Below are 18195 nucleotides of genomic sequence, written 5' to 3' on the forward strand. Positions count from 1 at the left end.
GGCAGAGCCCGAACACCAACCGGGCAGGCAGAAAGGCACATCATGGAGATCGGCGTATTCAGCGTCAGCGACATCACCACTGACCCAACCACGGGCCACACCCCGACGGAGAACGAGCGCATCAAGGCCGCCGTGGCCATCGCCAAAAAGGTCGAAGAAATCGGCATGGATGTCTATGCGATAGGCGAGCACCACAACCGGCCCTTCTTCTCATCGTCCCCCACCACCACTCTGGCCTACATCGCGGCGCAGACGGAGCGCATCACGCTCTCCACGTCCACCACGCTGATCACCACGAACGATCCCGTGAAGATTGCCGAAGACTTCGCCATGCTGCAGCACCTGGCGGATGGCCGCGTGGACCTCATCATGGGCCGCGGCAATACCGCACCGGTCTACCCTTGGTTCGGCAAGAACATCCAAGACGGGATCGAGCTCGCCGTCGAAAACTACTCCCTGCTGCGCCGGCTCTGGGATGAAGACACCGTCAATTGGAGCGGCAAGTACCGCACCCCGCTGCAGAACTTCACGTCCACGCCCCGCCCGCTCGACGGCGTGGCCCCCTTCGTCTGGCACGGATCCATCCGCAGCCCCCAGATCGCGGAACTCGCCGCATACTATGGCGACGGCTTCTTCGCCAACAACATCTTCTGGCCCAAGGAGCATTACCAGCAGCTGATCGGCCTGTACCGCGAACGCTACGAGCACTATGGCCATGGCAAGGCAGACCAAGCGATTGTCGGACTCGGCGGACAATTCTTCATGCGCAAGAATTCCCAGGATGCCGTCAAGGAATTCCGTCCCTACTTCGACAATGCACCGGTCTACGGCCACGGACCCTCGCTCGAGGACTTCACCTCCCAGACGCCCCTCACGGTCGGCAGTCCGCAGGAAGTCATCGAAAAGACCCTGGCTTTCCGCGAGTACTTCGGCGATTACCAGCGCCAGCTGTTCCTGGTGGATCACGCCGGGCTGCCGCTCAAGACCGTCCTGGAGCAACTGGACCTCTTCGGCGAAGAAGTCCTGCCGGTCCTGCGCAAGGAATTCGCGGAGCGGAAGCCGGCCCACGTACCTGACGCCCCTACCCACGCCTCACGCGTGGCCGCGTCCGTGATCGCCTCCGCCAGTGAGGCGGTTGCCGATGCTGCCAGTGACACCGCAGGGCGGAAGCCGTGAGCACCAAGACGCCCAGCTCCTCGTCAGTGCGCCTCGCCGCCGAAACCTGGGAGTCCTTGTTCCGCTCCCAGGTGGCTGTGATGCGCCGGCTCCAGGCCGGGAAAGCATTCAGGACGTTGCCCATCAAGGAATATGACGTCTTGTTCACCCTTTCCCGATGCCCCACGGGCAAACTGCGGCTGAACGAGATCAACGACCACGTCCTGCTCAGTCAATCCAGTCTGAGCCGGCTGGTTGACAGGCTGGAAAAGCGCGGCCTGGTGGAGCGCAGCATCGCCCCCGACGACGGTCGCGGAATCCTCCTCGGGCTGACCCCGGCCGGCCAGGAACTGCAGAAGGAGATCGGCCGGGAACACATCCGCGATATTGCCGAGCTGGTAGCCCCTGCCCTGACGGTCGAGGAACAGCGTGAGCTTCTCCGCCTGACGGAAAAGCTGCAAGCCTTCGTCGCTCGCAAATAGCCAGAGGAGGGCCTCGCTGCGGCCGGCCGGGGACTGCCGCAGCGACCGCTAGCGAAGGATGACGAGTTTTTCCGGATCCTCCTCCGGCAGCTCGTCGGCCACTACCGCAGTGACTTTCATGCTTTTCAATGACAAGCTACCGCCCACCGTGGACAAGAACGCGGTGTCGGAGGAATCTCGCCCGGCCGTGATGCGGAGCATGGACTCCCTGGGGGCCAGTCCGGTGGGGTCTATCACGTACCATGTTCCGTCGATGTGGGCTTCTGCCACGGCGTGGAAATCCATGGGGCTCAGGCCCGGGGCGTACACTGCGGCAAGCCGCGCGGGGATGTCCTTGGAACGGAGCAGGGCAACAGCCAAGTGGGCAAAGTCGCGGCAAACTCCTTTGCGGTGCAGGAGCGTTTCCACCGCCCCATCGGTTCCGCGCGAGGAACCACTGACGTAGCGCAGCTCTCCGTGGACCCAGTTCCGGACCGCGTGCAACAGCTCTTCGCCGTGCACCCCTCCGAACTCAGCGTACGACGTCGGAAGGAGCCGATCAGACTCGGCATAGCGGCTGGGACGCACATAACGGATGAGTTCCATGCGTGAGGACTCGTCGGGAAGGCCAAGACCCTCCACCGAGGCGCGGTAGTCCACTGTGACCTCGCTGGGTTCGGCGAACTCCATGTAATGGAATCGCCCACCATGGTGGTCTATCAGCTCAGTGAGAGGGACTGCCGCACCCTCGACCGTGACGCTCAATTCTTCAGTCAAAGATTCGTAGCCTGGATTACTGGCCACGGCGATGGCCATCGCTACCTTGGTGTTCGCGACGGTCTTGAAAACGAGCTGGGCAGCAACGTTGCGTTCCATGGATCTCCGGAGTATTGCGGCTGGACAACCCGCTGAGATGCGGGGTTGGCACCAGCGAGTGTATGTGTCAATCGTGGTTCTACGGATTGACCTTCAGAGACAGTAGCATCCGCTGGACGTTGGCAAATTCCGAGCTCTGGTCAACGTACTTGGCAGCCTGGTCCAAAGTGTCGAAGGACTTCGCCGGCGCAACCACTTCATCCGTGGCAAAAGCGTGCACAGCGGGCATGTCCCCAAAGTAGTAGTCTCCCTTTCCTGCGGGTCCCACCACAAGGTTCCGCAGCTGGCAGGCCTGGCTATCGGTCCCGGCCACTAGATTGGTGATGCCGTACGAGCCGAAGAATTTATAGCCTTGGATCACCCGGAACACCACGCGCGGGGGAATCGTGGAGTCCCCGTCGGCATGGGGCAGGTCAATGGGCACGCTGCTGACCACCACGTAGGGCCGCTTGGCGGCTGGGCTGCAATCAGCCGGGCTCGCTGGGGGCAGTCCGGTATGAAGGGTCGCCAGATACCCTCCCTTCGCATCCTTGACCTCGATCTTCAAAGCGCCCGGCAGGGATCCGGGATCGGGTGTGACCGACTGCGCGATCCAGTCACTTGGCAGATCGAAGCTGACCTTCTTGGCCGGATCCGAGTACGTCTTCCAAACCGCGGCGGTTGCCCCCGGCGAAGCTGTAGCGCCAGCGGAGGGGCTAGCGGTGGGGGCACCCGACAGCGGGGCCGTACTGGCGCCCGGCGATGCGCTGTTGGACCCTGCCGTCCAGGCAGCTCCGCCGTTGCCCGCGGAACTGCAGCCAGCCGCGGCAACGACGATGAGTGCGCCCAGGACGGCGGTTGAAACCTTCGACGGGATCCGTTTCGCTCTCATGCGCACCAGCCTAGCGGCGCCGAGCCGCTGCCCGTTCGTCCGGAACAGTGTTTCGACGGCGTTTCGCACGCGCAGAGCTGCCGACGGCGTTGGGCCCGGCGTCCGCCCGCGCCGTAGGACTAGGCTGGACGCATGGCTCCCGATCAGCTTGATGAGGACGAAGACAGTGTGGCGGGAATTTCCGCCCTGGACATCGCGGACTGGCGTTTGCGGACGTTTGCCTTGTACGACGACGTCCGGAAGATCGCGGGCGACGATCCTTTCGAGGCCCATGTCTATTGGCGCCAGGAACGGGACCGCATGTTCGGGACCCACCCGGCGTCGGCATTGACTCCCGCCAGCAAGCAGGCTTTCTCCGGCCTCCGCACCGCGGACTATGATCCCCGGTTTCGCCGCTATGCGTCCCTGTCTCCGGAAGGCGCTGGCCAGGAGATGAACGTCCAGACCGGCACCGACGGCGTGGTGCCGTTTGTCCGTCTCGGCACCTTCGATCTCGACGAGCTTGGCTCGCTCGCCGTGTGGCGCCTCCGCAGCTACGGCGGCGGCATCTTCGTACCCTTCCGCGACGCGACGGCAGGCAAACCGGGAGGAAGCTACGGCGCCGGCCGGTACTTGTTGGACACCATCAAGGGTGCCTTCCACGGCCTTCGCGGATCCGGGCAACAGGAGTTCATCCTCGACTTCAACTTCGCCTACAACCCGTCGTGCGCGTATAACGAGGCCTGGGCCTGCCCTTTGGCCGGACCGGCAAATCGACTGGCCGCGGGCGTCCCGGTAGGTGAGCTCTACCTGCCCGCCTGACCGAGGACGTAGGATGTCTTCATGACATCTTCACGTTCATGCCGGATCGCCCGCGTCCGCCCACTCTTCCCCGCCACGCCGAACGAACAATTCTTCGTAGCCAACGACGCCGTCGACTTCGATTCCGAGGCTGGCAGAAACTGGACCGTGGTGGACAGTCCCTTCCCGGGCTCACCGGCAAATGGCAGCAGCGCCGATCGACCCGGTTGGCACACTGGCGCCGAAGTCCCGGAAGATTCCTTCACATTTCTGGCTCCGTCCGTTCCCGCCAACGTCTTCGGCATGGCGCACAACACCGGTCAACCAGGCCGGGACCTGCCTGCGCAGGCATTCCATAAGGCAGCCACCAGTGTCATCGGACCGGGCGACGCCATCGAGCTCGCTTCCGACGTCGGCCACGTGGACCCCGAAGCGGAACTGACCGTCGTCGTCGGGCGCAAAGTCCGGGGTCTGACGCTTGACAACGCGCGCACCGCCATCCTCGGCTTCACGATCGGTAACGATGTCTCCGCACGCGATCTGCAGCGGTCCGACGAACTCTGGATCAGCGCGAAAAGCCAAGACACGTTTACTCCCGCTGGACCGTGGATCGTCACGGACCTCGACGACAGCGAGCTATCGATCAGCATCGTGCACAACGGCAGGGAATTACGGGCGGCCAGTTCCGCCGATCTCGGCTGGAAAGTGGACGAAATCCTTGTGTACCTCACCTCATTCATGACCTTGCACCCCGGCGACCTGATCCTCACAGGCTTCCCCGCGGAGTGCGCCCGGATCGAACCCGGAGACGTTGTGACGTGCCGCATTGAGGGCATCGGAGAGCTCAGCAACCCCGTAAAGACAGCATCTTGGGAGTAGATCTCCAGCTTGATGTGAAATGGTTGAGCCATGGATTCTTCTGCCGCACCCAGAACCGAGCCGCGGCAGGAATCCCTCGCCAGGCCGCCCGCCAGCCAGGGCCGCAAAGGCCTTCTGCGCTATCCGGTGGTCCGTCAGCTCATCCGTTTCACCGGCGTCGGACTCGTCTGCACTGCGACCTCATTGGCACTTTACGCGCTGTTCCGGCCGTGGATGGGACCCCAATTGGCTAACGCATCTGCGCTAATCATCACTTCGCTCATGAACACGGCCCTGAACCGACGGTTGACCTTCAAGATCACCGGCAACTGGAAGAGAACCCGTGACCATGTGAACGGGCTGATCGTGATCGCCGTCGCCCTGGTCATCACCGGCGGGAGCCTGGGCATCCTGCACGCGCTCCGGCCCGAAGCCACCCTGAGCGAGGATCTCTGGACCACAACGCTGTCCGGATTCGTCGCGACGGGGGTGCGCTTCACCTTGCTGCGGCACTGGATCTTCCGCCGAGCCCGCCACGTCTGACCCGCTCCGTCCTACCCAATTGGCTCGCAGTTGTTGTCGTTATGAGCCCTCAAAACGACAACAACTGCGAGCTAGTTGGGCTGGGGGCAGTCAGCGGCGACCGAGGCCCTGGACGCTCCCGACGGCGGCAGCCACGGCTTCCGCGGCGTGCTCCAGTTCCGCGGGGGTCACCGTGGAATTGAAGCTGAAGCGCACGGCAGTCTGGGCCACCTCGGGCTCGATTCCCAAAGCAAGCAGAACCGGCGACGGGGCATCGGAGCCCGCGGCGCACGCCGATCCGCTCGAACAGACCACACCAAGCCGCTCAAGCTCCAGCAAGACGGACTCGCCACTTGTACCCGGGAAGCAAAAGGACGCGAGCGAGGGCAAGCGGTGCGAGGGATCGCCGGTTAGTACGGCACCGGGCACACTTTCAAGGACAGTTCGAATGAAGGTATCCCGCAGCGCCGAGACGCTCGCTCCGAGTCGGGCCTGTTCGGCATGCGCAAGCGTCAAAGCCGTCGCCAGCGCAACTGCACCCGCCACGTTTTCCGTTCCCGAGCGCCTGCCCCGCTCCTGGCCGCCGCCGTGGATCAACGGCTCGAGCCGCAGCCTTCCCTTGGCATAGAGCACGCCGCTGCCCTTGGGCGCGCCGAGTTTGTGGCCCGAAATGCTCAGGGCGTCGACTCCCAGTTCCTTGACACCGATGGGCAGCCAGCCCGCAGCCTGGACGGCGTCCGTGTGGAACGGCACGCCCTGGTCCGCGGCCACCGCCGCAAGCTGCCTTACCGGCTGAACCGTCCCGATCTCGTTGTTGGCATACATAACGCTGACCAGTGCCGTCGCCGGACCCAGTGCAGCCCGAAGCGCCCCGGGCGTCACCACGCCACGCCGGTCCACAGGGACCACGTCCACCTCGAACCCATGGACGCGTTGCAGGTAGAGCGCCGATTCCTCGACGGCGGGATGCTCAATGGCGCTGACAACAACGCGATTCAGAGCAGGATCCGCCGCACGTCTGGCGAGGGCGATTCCTTTCACCGCCAGATTGTCGGCCTCGGTACCGCCGGAGGTGAAGGTGATCTCCCCCGGCCGGCAGCCCAGTGCGTTCGCTACCGCAGCGCGGGCCCCGGACAACGCATTCGCAGCCGCTTCTCCGAGGCTGTGATGGCTGGAGGGATTGCCGAACTCCCCCGTCAGAAACGGCCACATCGCTTCGAGGACTTCCCTGCGGACGGGTGTTGTCGCCGCGGCGTCGAGGAAGATCATGGCATCAGCCCAGACCCGAGGAGGGCGTGACGTCCAGCGTCACATCCAAGCCCAGGTCCAGCGCGATAACACTGTGTGTGAGTCCGCCGATCGAAATGACATCAACTCCTGCAGCGGCGATCTCCGCCACCGTCTTGATATTGACGTTGCCACTCGCTTCGACGACGGCGCGCCCAGCCACTTGCTGCACGCCGGCGCGGAGTTCCTCGAGGGAGAAATTGTCCAGCATGATGGTGTCTACCCCGGCCGCGAGCACCGGTTCGATCTGCTCGGCCCGGTCAACTTCCACCTCGAAATGCGTGGTGTGGCCCAGTTGGGCTTTGGCGGCCTTCAGCAGGGCCGTCAGCTTGGCCGAGTCACCTCCGGTCATCACGGCCAAATGGTTGTCCTTGGCAAGAACCGCATCGGACAGGCTGTAGCGGTGGTTGGCTCCCCCGCCGCAACGTACGGCGTAGCGTTCAAGCACCCGCAGCCCCGGGGTAGTCTTCCGGGTGTCGGTGATGCGGGCCTTGGTGCCGTCGACCAGCTTCACGAACTCCGCTGTCTTGGTGGCAATGGCGCTCATTCGTTGGGCAAGGTTGAGCCCGACGCGTTCGGCGAGCAACACCGAGCGCGCCCGGCCGCTGACCCGCGCGAGGTGCGCTCCGGCGTCGAACGCTTCTCCGTCCGCCAGCAGCAAATCCACTTCGGTGTCCGGATCGATGAGCAGCATGGCGTCGCGAAACACCGTTCCGCCGCTGAAGACGCCGGGCACCCGGGCATTGAGAACGGCAGTTGCCCGGGCTTCGGCGGGGATGAGCAATTGTGAGGTGATGTCCCCGCTCGGCGCGTCCTCCGCGAAAGCACGCTCCAGAATGTCCCGGACAGGTGCTGCGGGGAGGGTCAGGCTAGTCATTGACGAGGCTCGCTTTCCGGCGGATCGTGTATCTTCGAACAATTGCTTCGCGTGGGGTTTCGACGGCGTCGCTCCGGTAATGCGCCCCCAGCGACTCCCGCCGCGCTCCCGCCGCCTGCACCAACAGCTGCGCGGCCAGAAGCAAATTAGCGTCCTCATGCTCGCGCGGATCCACAGAATCCGGCACGTTCCGGGGAAGCACGACGTCGGCCCAGGCGTTGAGTGCCTCAGCCGCCTCCCGGAGCAGCCCCCCGGTCCGGAGAACCCCGGCCTTGGCAGTCATCAGCCGACGAAGGGCGGGACGGCTGAAGGGCTCGGGGACAAGCTCAGGCTGCCAAGCGAGTGCCTCGGCCGACGCCGTGGGATCTGGCGAGTCGGTCAACCCACCATTCGACGGCAACTCGCCCAGAAAACCCTCGACTGCCCGGCGCCCGAACACAAGTCCTTCAAGCAGGGAGTTGCTGGCCAAGCGGTTGGCGCCCTGGACTCCGGTGCAGGCGACTTCGCCGGCGGCAAGCAGCCCGGGCACGGAGGTGCGGCCGTGCAGATCGGTGACCACGCCGCCCATCCAGTAATGCGCGGCCGGTGCCACCGGAACGGGCTCGCGTGTCCAGTCGACGCCGGCGTCACGGGTCCTGGCGCTGATCGTGGGGAAGCGCTTCTCGAGGAATCCCTCCCCCTTGTTCGCTTCGACGACCCGGGCGTCAAGGAAGACGTGCCCGTTGGGATCGCCCAGTGAAGCCAGGTGGAGCGCGATGCTGCGGGAGACGACGTCGCGCGGGGCAAGTTCCGCGTCCGGGTGGTAGTCGGGCATGAATCGCCGGCCGTTGGCGTCCACCAGAACGGCGCCTTCACCGCGGACCGCTTCGGAAATGAGGAGCGGATCTGCGCCGGTGTGGTCCCGGCCCCGGGCAGCAGACAACACCATGCTCGTCGGGTGGAACTGGAAGAACTCGAGGTCTGCGAGCTCCGCTCCAGCGCGCCACGCAAGCGCGAGGCCGTCAGCCGTCGCTACCGAAGGGTTGGTGGTCTGGGCGAACAGCTGCCCTGCCCCGCCCGTGGCAAGAAGCACGGCATCGCCGTAGACGCTTTCGGCACGTCCGTTCCGCAGGAAGTCAACACCCGTCACGCGTCCCTCGGACTGGATCAGGGAAGCGGCCTGCGCATGTCCCAGCACCTGGATCGTCCCCGCTTCCTGTGCGTCGAGGACCGCGAGGATAAGCGCCTTGGCGACCTCCGCGCCAGTGGCGTCTCCACCGGCGTGCAGGATCCTGGGGGCGGAGTGGGCGGCTTCGAGCCCCAAGGCGGGCTCGCCGTCGTCGTCCGCGTCAAAACGGACACCGAAACGCTCCAGCCCCAAGATATCCAGGCGCGCTTCGGTGCACAGCACCCGCACGGCTTCCTCATCGCAATGGCCCGCCCCGGCTTTGAGTGTGTCCGCAATGTGCGAAGCGACCGTGTCGCCGGGTGCGGGTTCCTCCAGTACTGCCGAAATCCCGCCCTGTGCGAAGAACGTGTTGCTGTCAGCCAGCGCGCCCTTGCTGAGCAGGACAACATCCGCACCGGCCTCGGCGGCGAGCAGCGCGGAATAGAGTCCGGCGATACCGCTCCCGACGACGACGAGTCGCCGCCGCGCCGAAGCGCCCGGGAAGCGTTCTGCAGTCATGTCAGCCTCAATTCGACTGGTTGATGGGGGTATGGCCTAGAGCGGGCGTGCGGCCAGCATCCGTTCGAGGGCGATCTTGGCATTGTCCTTGACCGAGTCGTCCACCGTGATCCGGTTGACCACACGGCCTTCCACCAGTTCCTCAAGAACCCAGGCAAGGTAGCCGGGGTGGATGCGGTACATCGTGGAGCAAGGGCAGATCACCGGGTCCAGGCAGAAGATAGTGTGCTGCGGGTTTTCCGCGGCAAGCCTGTTCACCATGTTGATCTCGGTGCCGATCGCAAAAGTGGTGGGCTCAGTAGCAGCGGCGATGGCCTTCTTGATGAAGTCTGTGGAACCTGCGCCGTCCGCGGCATCAACAACTTCCATGGGGCATTCGGGGTGCACAATGACGTTCACGCCCGGGAAGTCAGCACGGGCTTTCTCGATCTGGCCCACGTTGAAGCGCTTGTGGACCGAGCAGAAGCCGTGCCAAAGGATGACGCGGGAATCCTGCAGGGTCTGCTCGTCATTACCGCCGAGCTCCTTGCGGGGATTCCACATGGGCATTTGTTCCAGCGGCACGCCGAGGGCCTTGGCTGTGTTGCGGCCCAAGTGTTGATCCGGGAAGAAGAGCACACGCTGGCCACGTTCGAAGGCCCATTCGAGCACCGTCTTGGCGTTGGAGGACGTGCAGACAATGCCGCCGTTGCGGCCACAGAAGGCCTTCAATGCCGCCGATGAGTTCATGTAGGTCACCGGGATGACCTGCGCCCGGCCTTCGGAATCAGGGGCGCTGCCGAAGAGCTCTTCGAGCTGCTCCCAGCATTCCTCGACCGAGTCCTCGTCCGCCATGTCCGCCATGGAGCAGCCTGCGGCCAGGTTCGGCAGGATCACGGCCTGGCCTTCGCTGGACAGGATATCCGCGGTTTCAGCCATGAAGTGCACACCGCAGAAGATGATGGCCTCGGCGTCGGGCTTGGTCAGGGCCGCGTTGGCCAGCTGGAAGGAGTCCCCCACGAAATCCGCGTACTGGATCACTTCGTCGCGCTGGTAGAAGTGTCCCAGGATGACGGCCCGGTCCCCCAGTGTCTCTTTGGCGGCGCGGATGCGGGCGTCGAGCTCGGCGTCGCTGGCCACCTTGTACTCTTCAGGCAATTGGCCTTGGCGGGGCGTGGCCTTGGGAGCGGCGTCGGAGCTTGAGGCGCCGGGCCCGTACGCGGGGACGCCGGCGAGGTCCTCAGCGAGGTCGTACTCCCACGGCCCCTTGGCCAGAGCGGGGCTACACGTTGAGCCGGCCGCGGAACGGCCGCTCTCGGCTTCTTCCCGCGTGATCAGCTGGATAGCTGTGTTGACGCTGCTCATGGTGTACTCCTGTTGTCTGGCCCGAGTCCGGGCGTGCCGGTGAAGCGGTAGAGGCGGGGCGGGCGGTGTTTTCCGCCCTGGAGGTATTCACCGGTCTCTTCGATCTCCGGCGTTCCCTTGATTTGCCGGCGGAAATTCGCCGGATCCAATTGGCGGTCCAGGACAGCCTCGTAGACTTCGCGGACCTGTGCCAGGGTGAAGAACTCACCCAGCAAGTGATAGGCGATGGACCCGTAGGCCATCTTGTTGCGCAGCCGCCACAGGGCGTAGTCCACTATCGCATTGTGATCGAAGGCCAGCTCCGCAAGCCTGTCGGCGCGGAACCAGCGGACATTCTCGGATTCGTCCGCCAGTGCGGCTTCCGTGGGCTGGACCAAGGCCCAGTAGACAATCGAGACGACCCGTTGGGCAGGCGAGCGGTGCAGGCCGCCGAAGGCGTAGAGCTGTTCGAGGTATTGAGGCGCTAGCCCTGTTGTCTCACGCAGGTTCCGGGACGCGGCATCCTGAAGGGACTCGTCATGCTGCAGCGGCCCACCGGGGAGCGCCCACATTCCCTTGAACGGTTCGCGGATACGCCGCACCAGCGGCAGCCACAGCGTCGGGCGCCCGGAGCGTTCACTCGGGCGGAGCGCGAAAATCACCGTGGAAATAGCCAACGACGGCGGTGCGAGCCTGCGCTCTGCGACGTTCGCGGAGTTGGCGTACACGGTGTTCACCCCGCTTCTTTGCCGTTGGAACTGGAAAATTAGTTATAGTCAATATGACTAGAACTAATGGTACGACTGTCAACGGACGGTGTCCAAATGTTTCAGCTCACATCCTCCTTGGCCGCAGCTTCCAGCAAAGGCAAGGTGCGGCCTTGGAAGTGGGTATTCAGCACGATCACCGACGAGGAGCGGAGCACCGTCTTGGTGGCGATGAGCTTGTCCAGCACGCGCTGCAAGTCCGAGTTCGATTTGCCCACCACCCGCACCATCAGATCCGAACTGCCGGAAACGGTGTGGACCTCAATCAATTCGGGGATGGCGGCCAGGGCTTCGACGACGGCGTCGTGCCCCAGGTCCTGATTGATGGTCAGTGAGCAGAAGGCCACCACCGGATACCCAAAACCGGCAGGGTCAGGCTGCGGAACCCAAGGAGCCACGACTCCGCGTTCGGCCATCCGGTCAAGCCTGGACTGGACCGTAGCGCGGGCGACCTTCAAGACGCGGGATGCCTCAAGGACGGAGGCTCGCGGAGAGTCCGTGAAGAAACGAACAATCTTGGCATCCAGCTCGTCAACAGCCACCAGTTTTTCCTACTTCCACCCATGAGCTGAACATATTGGCACTTGATTCCCACATGCTGCACCAAGTTGTAAGCATTCTCTCATGGGTGTTTTTCGCCACTTTCCTTCGGAAGCGGTAAATTCGATAAGTCCCATGAGGACCCGCCGAGAAACCATCCACAAGAAGGCAAACACGAATGACAACGAAGTCCACCGCTGTTCGACCAACCATTCCTTCGCATGGCCTCGGCCACGCAATGAAGCCGCGCCAGCTCACTATGATGGGCCTGGGCAGTGCCATCGGCGCAGGTCTCTTCCTCGGCTCGGGCGCAGGGATCCATGCGGCCGGCCCGGCCGTGCTCATCTCCTATCTAGCGGCGGGCACCCTGATCATCCTGGTGATGTGGGCCCTGGGCGAGATGGCGGCGGCCAACCCCAATAGCGGCGCTTTCTCTGTGTACGCGGAAAAGGCCATGGGCAAGACGGCCGGGTCAACCGTCGGCTGGCTTTGGTGGCTGCAGCTGGTAGTCGTCATTGCCGCGGAGGCACTCGGCGCGGCCGGGCTGCTGTTCTCTGTCTGGCCAGTCGTTCCGGTGTGGGCGCTCGCCTTGGTCTTCATGGTGGCGTTCACCGCGATCAACCTCGCCGGGGTACGCAACTTCGGCGAGTTCGAGTTCTGGTTCGCCATCCTGAAGGTCGCGGCCATAGTCGCTTTCCTGGTTATCGGTGCGGCTTTGCTGTTTGGTTGGCTGCCGGGACTGACCTCCCCCGGCCTCGGAAACCTCACGAGCAACTTCGCCCCGTCTGGTTGGTCTGGAATTGCCACGGCACTCTTCGTGGTGATTTTCGCCTTCGGGGGGACGGAAATAGTGAGCGTGGCGGCGGCGGAGACGCAGGATCCGGTACGAAGCGTGGGCAAAGCCATCCGTACGGTGGTGTGGCGCATCCTGGTCTTCTACATCGGCTCGGTCTTTGTTATTGCAGCCGTCCTGCCCTCCGACTCAGAGGCATTGAAGTCGCCGTTCGCCGGTGTCCTGAACCTTGCCGGCATCCCGGGAGCTGGCACAGCCATCACGCTTGTTGCCGTTGTGGCCCTGCTCTCGGCGCTCAACGCGAACCTCTACGGCGCCTCTCGCATGGTCTTCTCCTTGTCTGAACGCGGCGAGGCACCGGCTTTCCTGTCGCGGCTTCGCGGCGCTCGGGTGCCCATGGCCGCCGTCGGGGTTTCCGTTGCATTCGGCTTCATCGCCACGATCCTGGAACTGCTGTTCCCCGACCACGTACTCCCGGCCTTGCTCAACCTTGTGGGCTCCACCTGCCTCGTGGTCTGGGGCACCGCACTCGTGTCCCAGTTCATCCTCCGCCGCCGCGCCGACCGCGAAGGAACGGAGTTGCCCCTCCGCATGAAGGGCTTCCCCTTCCTCACCCTCTTCGGATTGGCGTTGCTTGCGGTCATCTTCGTGGTGGGCTTCTCAAATGCCGAGAGCGCCGGTCAGTTGATCGGTACGTTCCTACTCGTCGCCGGTATCGCTATCGCCTGCCGGATCAAGGCCAAAGCCAAAGCTGCACGAAGCGCTTGATCCGCCCAGCTCTCTGCCCACCCAACTAACTCGCATTTAACGTCGTTTTGAGCCCTCATAACGACAATAAATGTCAGTCAGTTGGGTGGGCGGAAGGGTGCACAAACTGTCACGCCTTCCCTCCGGATAGCTGACAGTTCTTGGCAGTTTGACTAGGCGTAAATAGGCGGATTGCCCATTGTCCGGACGGTGACTACGGTCACGTCCATGGACTCAATTCTTCCCGCTGTGGCCACAACCGACACTGAGCCCCTCGGCCCTGGACAGCTCAGGGAGCTTTACTCCCTGATGGCTGCCGTTCGATACCTGGATACCTCTGCCGTCGCGTGGCAGCGCCAGGGAATCATCCCCGGCTATGCTCCGGAACTCGGCCAGGAAGCAGCCCAGGTCGGGAGCGCCTACGCCCTCGACACGGCCCGCGACTTCGCCTTTCCGACGTACCGTGAAATGGGCGTCGCGAGGGCCATGGGCGTGGACATGGTGGCGTACATGTCCACCCACAAGGCAACGTGGCACGGCGGCATGTACAATCCCCTGGCAAGCCGCCTCGCGCCCATCCAGGCCGTGGTTGCAGGTTCGGTGCTCCATGCCGTCGGCTGGGCCCACGGCCAAACCCTGAGCGGCGAGCAAGGCGTGGCCCTCAGCTACTTCGGCGACGGCGCCTCCTCGCAAGGCGACGTCCATGAAGCCATGAATTTTGCCGCCGTCATGAAAGCGCCGGTCGTCTTCTTCATCCAGAACAACGGCTGGGCGATTTCCGTGCCCACCGAGCGGCAAGTGGCCGGCGGCTCGGTCGCTGCCCGGGCCGCCGGCTACGACATCCCGGGCATTCAGGTGGACGGCAACGATGTGGTCGCCGTGTATGAAGCCACCCGCAATGCCTTCGCCCATTGCCGCCAAGGAAACGGCCCCGTGGTGGTCGAAGCGATGACCTACCGCCGCGGGCCGCATTCGACCGCCGACGATCCGGGCCGGTACCGGAGCCTCGACAACGAGCGCATCGACGCCGGTGTGGACCCACTGGAACGCCTCCGCGAGCGATTGCTGGCCGAAGGCGTAGCCGACGAGGCCTTCTTCGCCGCCGCCCACGAGGCCGCGCGGGCAGAAGAGGAAGCAATCCGCACCGGAATTGAAGCCCTCGGCCCCCGGCCCGGCAACGAAATGTTCGATTTCGTCTTCCAGGAAACCACCCCCGCCCTTGAAAATCAGGCCACCCGTTGGCGCGAGGAGTCCGAACATGTCTGAGAGCACCGCCACCCTTGAAGCCCGGGCACCCATGGAGGCCCGGCTAACTCAACTCTCCATGCAACAGGCACTCAACCGCGCCCTGGACGAGATCCTTTCCGCCGATCCAAAGACGCTTGTTTTCGGTGAGGACTGTGGCCAATTGGGCGGAGTCTTCCGCATCACCGACGGCCTACAGACAAAGCACGGAGACACCCGCGTGTTCGACACGCCGCTCGCGGAATCGGGAATACTGGGCATGTCCGTAGGGCTGGCCATGGCAGGCTTCCACCCGATTCCGGAAGTACAGTTCGACGGCTTCGCCTATCCCGCCATCAACCAGATCGTGTGCCAGATCGCCCGCATGAACTACCGCAGCCGCGGCACCCTGCCGATGCCGATCACGCTCCGGGTGCCCAGCTTCGGCGGCATCCGCGCCCCCGAACACCACGGCGAAAGCCTTGAGGCGCTCTTCGCGCACGTTCCCGGCCTGAAGGTTGTCTCGCCGTCGGACCCGCATGACGCCTATCACCTGCTCAAGTACGCTGCCTCGCGACCTGACCCGGTGATTTTCATGGAACCCAAGTCCCGCTATTGGCAGAAGGGCGACGTCGACACAGCCCACGGGGGCACCCTCACCGGCGCCCGCATTGTCCGCCCGGGCCGCCACCTGACCCTCGTCGCTTGGGGCGCCATGGTGGCCCGATGCCTGCAGGTTGCCGAACTCGCAGCGGAGGACGGAATCGACGTCGAAGTCCTCGACCTGCGCTGGCTCAAGCCGATCGACGCCGCAACACTGGCGACGTCCGTCGGAAAGACGCGGCGCGCCGTCGTCGTGCACGAAGCTCCGCTGACTTCCGGACTCGGCGCGGAAGTCGCCCAACTGATCACGCAAAGCTGCTTCGACACCCTCAAAGCGCCGGTCGAGCGGGTCACCGGATTCGACGTGCCTTACCCCTCCGGTGATCTGGAGGACGAATACATTCCGAACATTGACCGCATCCTTCTGGGGATCCAACGAGTACTGGAGTATCGACGTGGCTGAAATCAGCTTCCCCCTGCCCGATCTCGGCGAAGGCCTCATCGAGGCGACCGTGCTGGACTGGCTCGTCTCCCCCGGCGATCAGGTGGAACGGAACCAGCCCCTCGTAGAACTGGAAACGACTAAATCAGCGCTCGAGTTGCCAAGCCCGCAGGCGGGTAAAGTGATCCGTATCCACGGCGCGCCGGGCGAGACCATCAACGTCGGCGAGCCGCTGGTGGTGTTCGAGGTGCCGGACAATACTGCGGGCATCGTGGGCACGGTTCCGAAGGATGAAGCACCGAAGCGCCGGGTCCGCCTGAGCGCCGTACTCGATGAGGACTGACACGATGAGCGGCAGGCACACAGGAGAGCACATCCACACCGTGGAAGGAACGGATCCCCATATTTTCGTGGAGGTCCATGAGCCTGCCGAAGGCACCGACGCCGGGTTGCGTCCCGTCCTGCTGCTGCACGGTTTCTCCTCGTCGAGCAAACTCAATTGGGGCGACACGGGGTGGATTTCCACTCTTCGGTCCGCCGGTCGGCGCGTGATCACCATAGACCTCCCAGGACATGGCCGGAGCGCTTCGCCCGAAGACCTGGACTCCTACACCCCCAGCCGGATCCGCGCGGACCTGCTCCAAATAGTGGCCGACGCCGGGGCGCGCCCTGTGCGCGACGGCGACCCATCGAGCGGGCTTGACGTCGTTGGCTATTCCTTGGGATCCCGGCTCGCCTGGGAGTTCGGAGCAACCCAGCCCGAACTCGTGCACCGCTTGGTATTGGGTGGCCCGAACAAGGAAGACCCACTGGCATCCTTCGACCTCGTGGCCGCCCAGCGCTACCTCGCGGACGGGACGCCGATTGAAGACGCGTCCACGGCAGGCTTGCTTAAAATGGCGCAGCTCTTGCCGAGCAACGATCTGTTTGCGCTCTTGTCACTGATCGAGGCCATCAAGGGCGAACCCTACGATCCCGCCGAAGCCGTGCCCCACATGCCGATGCTGCTGGTCGCCGGTGAAAAGGACGAGCGGGCAAGCACCATGCCCGAGCTTGCCGCAATCGCGTCCCGTGCGGGGAGCATGGTGGAACAATTGCTCATTCCTGGACGGAACCATGGCAACGCCGTCACCAGCAGGGTGTTCAAAGACGCTACGGTGGCGTTCCTCGGCGTCTAAGGCGCTCCCGGCTCTACCGTGCCAACCGCTCCGCATTGCGGGTCATGCGTTCCAGCACGCTGAGGGCCATGGCGTACTCGTCGATGCCGATCCCCATGGAAAGTTCCCGGCGGGAATCCTCGACAAGTCTTTGGGCTTCGGCCTGTTTCGCGTGGCCCAGTTCGCTGAGACTGATGCGATCATCCACCATGATGATCATTCCGCGGCCCACCAGCGCGGCGAGTTCGCTTTCGCGGCGCCGCGTGTCACCGCCCCAAAAAGGGCTGAGGACGCCGTCGAGGTCCTCGGGGCTGAGGGGCGTCTCGGCCAGGACATTAATGGCCTGCCACTGCCGCCGACTGAGTTTCAACCTCGCCAGTGTCCTGTCCAGATGCGTTTCCAAGGCGGCGTCCAGGCGTTTGGTCCAATAACCGATCGGCTTGTTCACATGGCCCATCGTGACAGCGGGGAGCCTGTCGCGGCAAGGACGGTAGGCTGGATTCAGCGCCGGATTACGTGGAAGTGGGTCGAATGGGCATGCGCTTCAAGGACCGCGCAGATGCCGGTCGCCGTTTGGCAGCCGGGCTTCCGCAACTCCGGCACCGGCCGGACACCATCCTTCTGGGCCTCGCCCGTGGTGGGATTCCTGTGGCGGCCGCGGCCGCCGTCGAGCTCGACCAGCCACTTGGCGCCATTCTGGTGCGCAAACTTGGTATCCCGGGGCGCGAAGAAACCGCGTTCGGCGCCCTCGCCTGGTCCGGCGGCAGAATCGTCCGCATCGTGAACCGGCCCCTCGCCGAACGCATGGCGCAGCACGGAATCAGCCAGGCATCTCTCGACGCGGTGGAAACGAGCGAGCGGGGCGAACTCCTGCGGCGCGTGAAAACCTATCCCGGCGTCAACGTAGACCTCTCGGGCAAGACCGTGGTCCTTGTCGACGACGGCCTCGCCACGGGAGCGACGATGCGCGCCGCCGTCGAGGCAGTCCGCGCACGCGGAGCGGGGACCGTGGTGGCAGCCGTTCCCGTGGCATCACTCGAAGCCCAGGCGTCCATCAGCCGGGTGTGCGACTTCGTGATGTGCCTGCACACGCCGGGCAGGTTCCACGCGGTTGGGGCGTTCTACGAACACTTCGAGCAGTTGACCGACGACGACGCTGTGCGGCTTTTGGAGCGGGCTGCGTAGCCGGTATCTGCCGGAATTCCGACGCTCGCTCACCTTTAAGGCCGGAAGGGCGCACCCTCCT

General features: G+C 64.2%; 20 protein-coding genes. 11 read left to right on the forward strand and 9 right to left on the reverse strand.

What is annotated here, in order from left to right; genetic code table 11:
- Positions 1–42: 42 nt before the first annotated feature.
- Positions 43–1176, forward strand: coding sequence for an LLM class flavin-dependent oxidoreductase (locus tag A3M3_RS0100685; RefSeq protein ID WP_028264688.1), 1134 nt, complete (start codon positions 43–45; stop codon positions 1174–1176).
- Positions 1173–1637, forward strand: coding sequence for a MarR family winged helix-turn-helix transcriptional regulator (locus A3M3_RS0100690; RefSeq protein WP_028264689.1), 465 nt, complete (start codon positions 1173–1175; stop codon positions 1635–1637). The genes A3M3_RS0100685 and A3M3_RS0100690 overlap by 4 nt, the downstream gene beginning before the upstream one ends.
- A gap of 48 nt (positions 1638–1685) precedes the next feature.
- Here the strand turns inward: A3M3_RS0100690 and A3M3_RS0100695 are convergent, their stop codons facing one another.
- A complete protein-coding gene (locus A3M3_RS0100695; RefSeq protein WP_028264690.1) occupies positions 1686–2492 on the reverse strand; it encodes a transglutaminase-like domain-containing protein in 807 nt (268 codons plus the stop codon).
- A 79-nt stretch (positions 2493–2571) separates the two neighbouring features.
- Complete coding sequence (locus A3M3_RS0100700; protein WP_028264691.1) at positions 2572–3363, reverse strand: hypothetical protein; 792 nt, start codon at positions 3361–3363, stop codon at positions 2572–2574.
- A 132-nt stretch (positions 3364–3495) separates the two neighbouring features.
- Between A3M3_RS0100700 and A3M3_RS0100705 the strand changes: the two genes are divergently transcribed.
- The 3 genes from A3M3_RS0100705 to A3M3_RS0100715 are packed head-to-tail and all read left to right on the forward strand — an operon-like array spanning position 3496 to position 5544.
- Positions 3496–4164, forward strand: coding sequence for a DUF1684 domain-containing protein (locus tag A3M3_RS0100705; RefSeq protein ID WP_028264692.1), 669 nt, complete (start codon positions 3496–3498; stop codon positions 4162–4164).
- A 21-nt stretch (positions 4165–4185) separates the two neighbouring features.
- A complete protein-coding gene (locus A3M3_RS0100710; RefSeq protein WP_028264693.1) occupies positions 4186–5022 on the forward strand; it encodes a fumarylacetoacetate hydrolase family protein in 837 nt (278 codons plus the stop codon).
- A 30-nt stretch (positions 5023–5052) separates the two neighbouring features.
- Positions 5053–5544 (forward strand): GtrA family protein, encoded by a 492-nt coding sequence (locus A3M3_RS0100715; RefSeq protein ID WP_028264694.1) that lies wholly within the window; start codon positions 5053–5055, stop codon positions 5542–5544.
- 90 nt (positions 5545–5634) lie between these two features.
- On the opposite strand, the gene A3M3_RS0100720 is transcribed toward A3M3_RS0100715, so the two are convergent.
- The 6 genes from A3M3_RS0100720 to A3M3_RS0100745 form a co-directional block, all read right to left on the reverse strand.
- A complete protein-coding gene (locus A3M3_RS0100720) occupies positions 5635–6792 on the reverse strand; it encodes a cysteine desulfurase family protein (protein WP_028264695.1) in 1158 nt (385 codons plus the stop codon).
- Positions 6793–6796: 4 nt separating this feature from the next.
- Positions 6797–7687 carry a carboxylating nicotinate-nucleotide diphosphorylase gene (gene nadC, locus A3M3_RS0100725; protein ID WP_028264696.1) on the reverse strand — a complete coding sequence of 297 codons (891 nt, stop codon included), beginning with the start codon at positions 7685–7687 and terminating at the stop codon, positions 6797–6799.
- On the reverse strand, positions 7680–9353 hold the full coding sequence (gene nadB / locus A3M3_RS0100730) for an L-aspartate oxidase (protein ID WP_028264697.1): 1674 nt from the start codon (positions 9351–9353) through the stop codon (positions 7680–7682). The genes nadC and nadB overlap by 8 nt, the downstream gene beginning before the upstream one ends.
- Positions 9354–9389: 36 nt before the next feature.
- Positions 9390–10697 carry a quinolinate synthase NadA gene (gene nadA, locus A3M3_RS0100735; RefSeq protein ID WP_028264698.1) on the reverse strand — a complete coding sequence of 436 codons (1308 nt, stop codon included), beginning with the start codon at positions 10695–10697 and terminating at the stop codon, positions 9390–9392.
- On the reverse strand, positions 10694–11413 hold the full coding sequence (locus A3M3_RS0100740) for an NUDIX hydrolase (protein WP_028264699.1): 720 nt from the start codon (positions 11411–11413) through the stop codon (positions 10694–10696). The genes nadA and A3M3_RS0100740 overlap by 4 nt, the downstream gene beginning before the upstream one ends.
- 92 nt (positions 11414–11505) lie before the next feature.
- Positions 11506–11985: an Lrp/AsnC family transcriptional regulator gene (locus A3M3_RS0100745; protein WP_028264700.1), complete on the reverse strand. Its 480-nt coding sequence runs from the start codon at positions 11983–11985 to the stop codon at positions 11506–11508.
- 176 nt (positions 11986–12161) lie between these two features.
- Between A3M3_RS0100745 and A3M3_RS0100750 the strand changes: the two genes are divergently transcribed.
- The 5 genes from A3M3_RS0100750 (at position 12162) to A3M3_RS0100770 (ending at position 16970) form a co-directional block, all read left to right on the forward strand.
- On the forward strand, positions 12162–13544 hold the full coding sequence (locus A3M3_RS0100750; RefSeq protein ID WP_028264701.1) for an amino acid permease: 1383 nt from the start codon (positions 12162–12164) through the stop codon (positions 13542–13544).
- Positions 13545–13751: 207 nt separating this feature from the next.
- Positions 13752–14789 carry a thiamine pyrophosphate-dependent enzyme gene (locus tag A3M3_RS0100755; RefSeq protein WP_051423268.1) on the forward strand — a complete coding sequence of 346 codons (1038 nt, stop codon included), beginning with the start codon at positions 13752–13754 and terminating at the stop codon, positions 14787–14789.
- The gene (locus A3M3_RS0100760) at positions 14782–15813 is read left to right on the forward strand and encodes an alpha-ketoacid dehydrogenase subunit beta (RefSeq protein WP_028264703.1); all 1032 of its coding nucleotides are present in this window, start codon (positions 14782–14784) and stop codon (positions 15811–15813) included. Before A3M3_RS0100755 ends, A3M3_RS0100760 begins: the two co-directional genes overlap by 8 nt.
- Positions 15806–16135 (forward strand): biotin/lipoyl-containing protein, encoded by a 330-nt coding sequence (locus A3M3_RS0100765; protein WP_028264704.1) that lies wholly within the window; start codon positions 15806–15808, stop codon positions 16133–16135. Before A3M3_RS0100760 ends, A3M3_RS0100765 begins: the two co-directional genes overlap by 8 nt.
- 4 nt (positions 16136–16139) lie before the next feature.
- Positions 16140–16970: an alpha/beta fold hydrolase gene (locus A3M3_RS0100770; protein ID WP_028264705.1), complete on the forward strand. Its 831-nt coding sequence runs from the start codon at positions 16140–16142 to the stop codon at positions 16968–16970.
- A 13-nt stretch (positions 16971–16983) separates the two neighbouring features.
- Here A3M3_RS0100770 and A3M3_RS0100775 read toward each other — a convergent pair whose 3' ends face one another.
- Positions 16984–17397: a hypothetical protein gene (locus A3M3_RS0100775; RefSeq protein ID WP_028264706.1), complete on the reverse strand. Its 414-nt coding sequence runs from the start codon at positions 17395–17397 to the stop codon at positions 16984–16986.
- An 83-nt stretch (positions 17398–17480) separates the two neighbouring features.
- On the opposite strand from A3M3_RS0100775, the gene A3M3_RS0100780 reads away from it, so the two are divergent.
- Entirely contained in the window at positions 17481–18134 is a 654-nt protein-coding gene (locus A3M3_RS0100780) for a phosphoribosyltransferase (RefSeq protein WP_197023091.1), read from the forward strand.
- Positions 18135–18195 lie beyond the last annotated feature (61 nt).

Origin of the sequence: Arthrobacter sp. MA-N2, assembly GCF_000517125.1 — a bacterium.
In the GTDB taxonomy this organism is placed as follows: domain Bacteria; phylum Actinomycetota; class Actinomycetes; order Actinomycetales; family Micrococcaceae; genus Arthrobacter; species Arthrobacter methylotrophus.

Bases quoted from the DNA above. Each gene is read 5' to 3' on its own strand.
- A3M3_RS0100685 (WP_028264688.1), top strand. From the start codon at position 43: ATGGAGATCGGCGTATTCAGCGTCAGCGACATCACCACTGACCCAACC.
- A3M3_RS0100695 (WP_028264690.1), bottom strand. From the start codon at position 2,492: ATGGAACGCAACGTTGCTGCCCAGCTCGTTTTCAAGACCGTCGCGAAC.
- A3M3_RS0100700 (WP_028264691.1), bottom strand. From the start codon at position 3,363: ATGAGAGCGAAACGGATCCCGTCGAAGGTTTCAACCGCCGTCCTGGGC.
- A3M3_RS0100705 (WP_028264692.1), top strand. From the start codon at position 3,496: ATGGCTCCCGATCAGCTTGATGAGGACGAAGACAGTGTGGCGGGAATT.
- A3M3_RS0100710 (WP_028264693.1), top strand. From the start codon at position 4,186: ATGACATCTTCACGTTCATGCCGGATCGCCCGCGTCCGCCCACTCTTC.
- A3M3_RS0100715 (WP_028264694.1), top strand. From the start codon at position 5,053: ATGGATTCTTCTGCCGCACCCAGAACCGAGCCGCGGCAGGAATCCCTC.
- A3M3_RS0100720 (WP_028264695.1), bottom strand. From the start codon at position 6,792: ATGATCTTCCTCGACGCCGCGGCGACAACACCCGTCCGCAGGGAAGTC.
- nadC (WP_028264696.1), bottom strand. From the start codon at position 7,687: ATGACTAGCCTGACCCTCCCCGCAGCACCTGTCCGGGACATTCTGGAG.
- nadB (WP_028264697.1), bottom strand. From the start codon at position 9,353: ATGACTGCAGAACGCTTCCCGGGCGCTTCGGCGCGGCGGCGACTCGTC.
- nadA (WP_028264698.1), bottom strand. From the start codon at position 10,697: ATGAGCAGCGTCAACACAGCTATCCAGCTGATCACGCGGGAAGAAGCC.
- A3M3_RS0100750 (WP_028264701.1), top strand. From the start codon at position 12,162: ATGACAACGAAGTCCACCGCTGTTCGACCAACCATTCCTTCGCATGGC.
- A3M3_RS0100755 (WP_051423268.1), top strand. From the start codon at position 13,752: ATGGACTCAATTCTTCCCGCTGTGGCCACAACCGACACTGAGCCCCTC.
- A3M3_RS0100760 (WP_028264703.1), top strand. From the start codon at position 14,782: ATGTCTGAGAGCACCGCCACCCTTGAAGCCCGGGCACCCATGGAGGCC.
- A3M3_RS0100770 (WP_028264705.1), top strand. From the start codon at position 16,140: ATGAGCGGCAGGCACACAGGAGAGCACATCCACACCGTGGAAGGAACG.
- A3M3_RS0100780 (WP_197023091.1), top strand. From the start codon at position 17,481: ATGGGCATGCGCTTCAAGGACCGCGCAGATGCCGGTCGCCGTTTGGCA.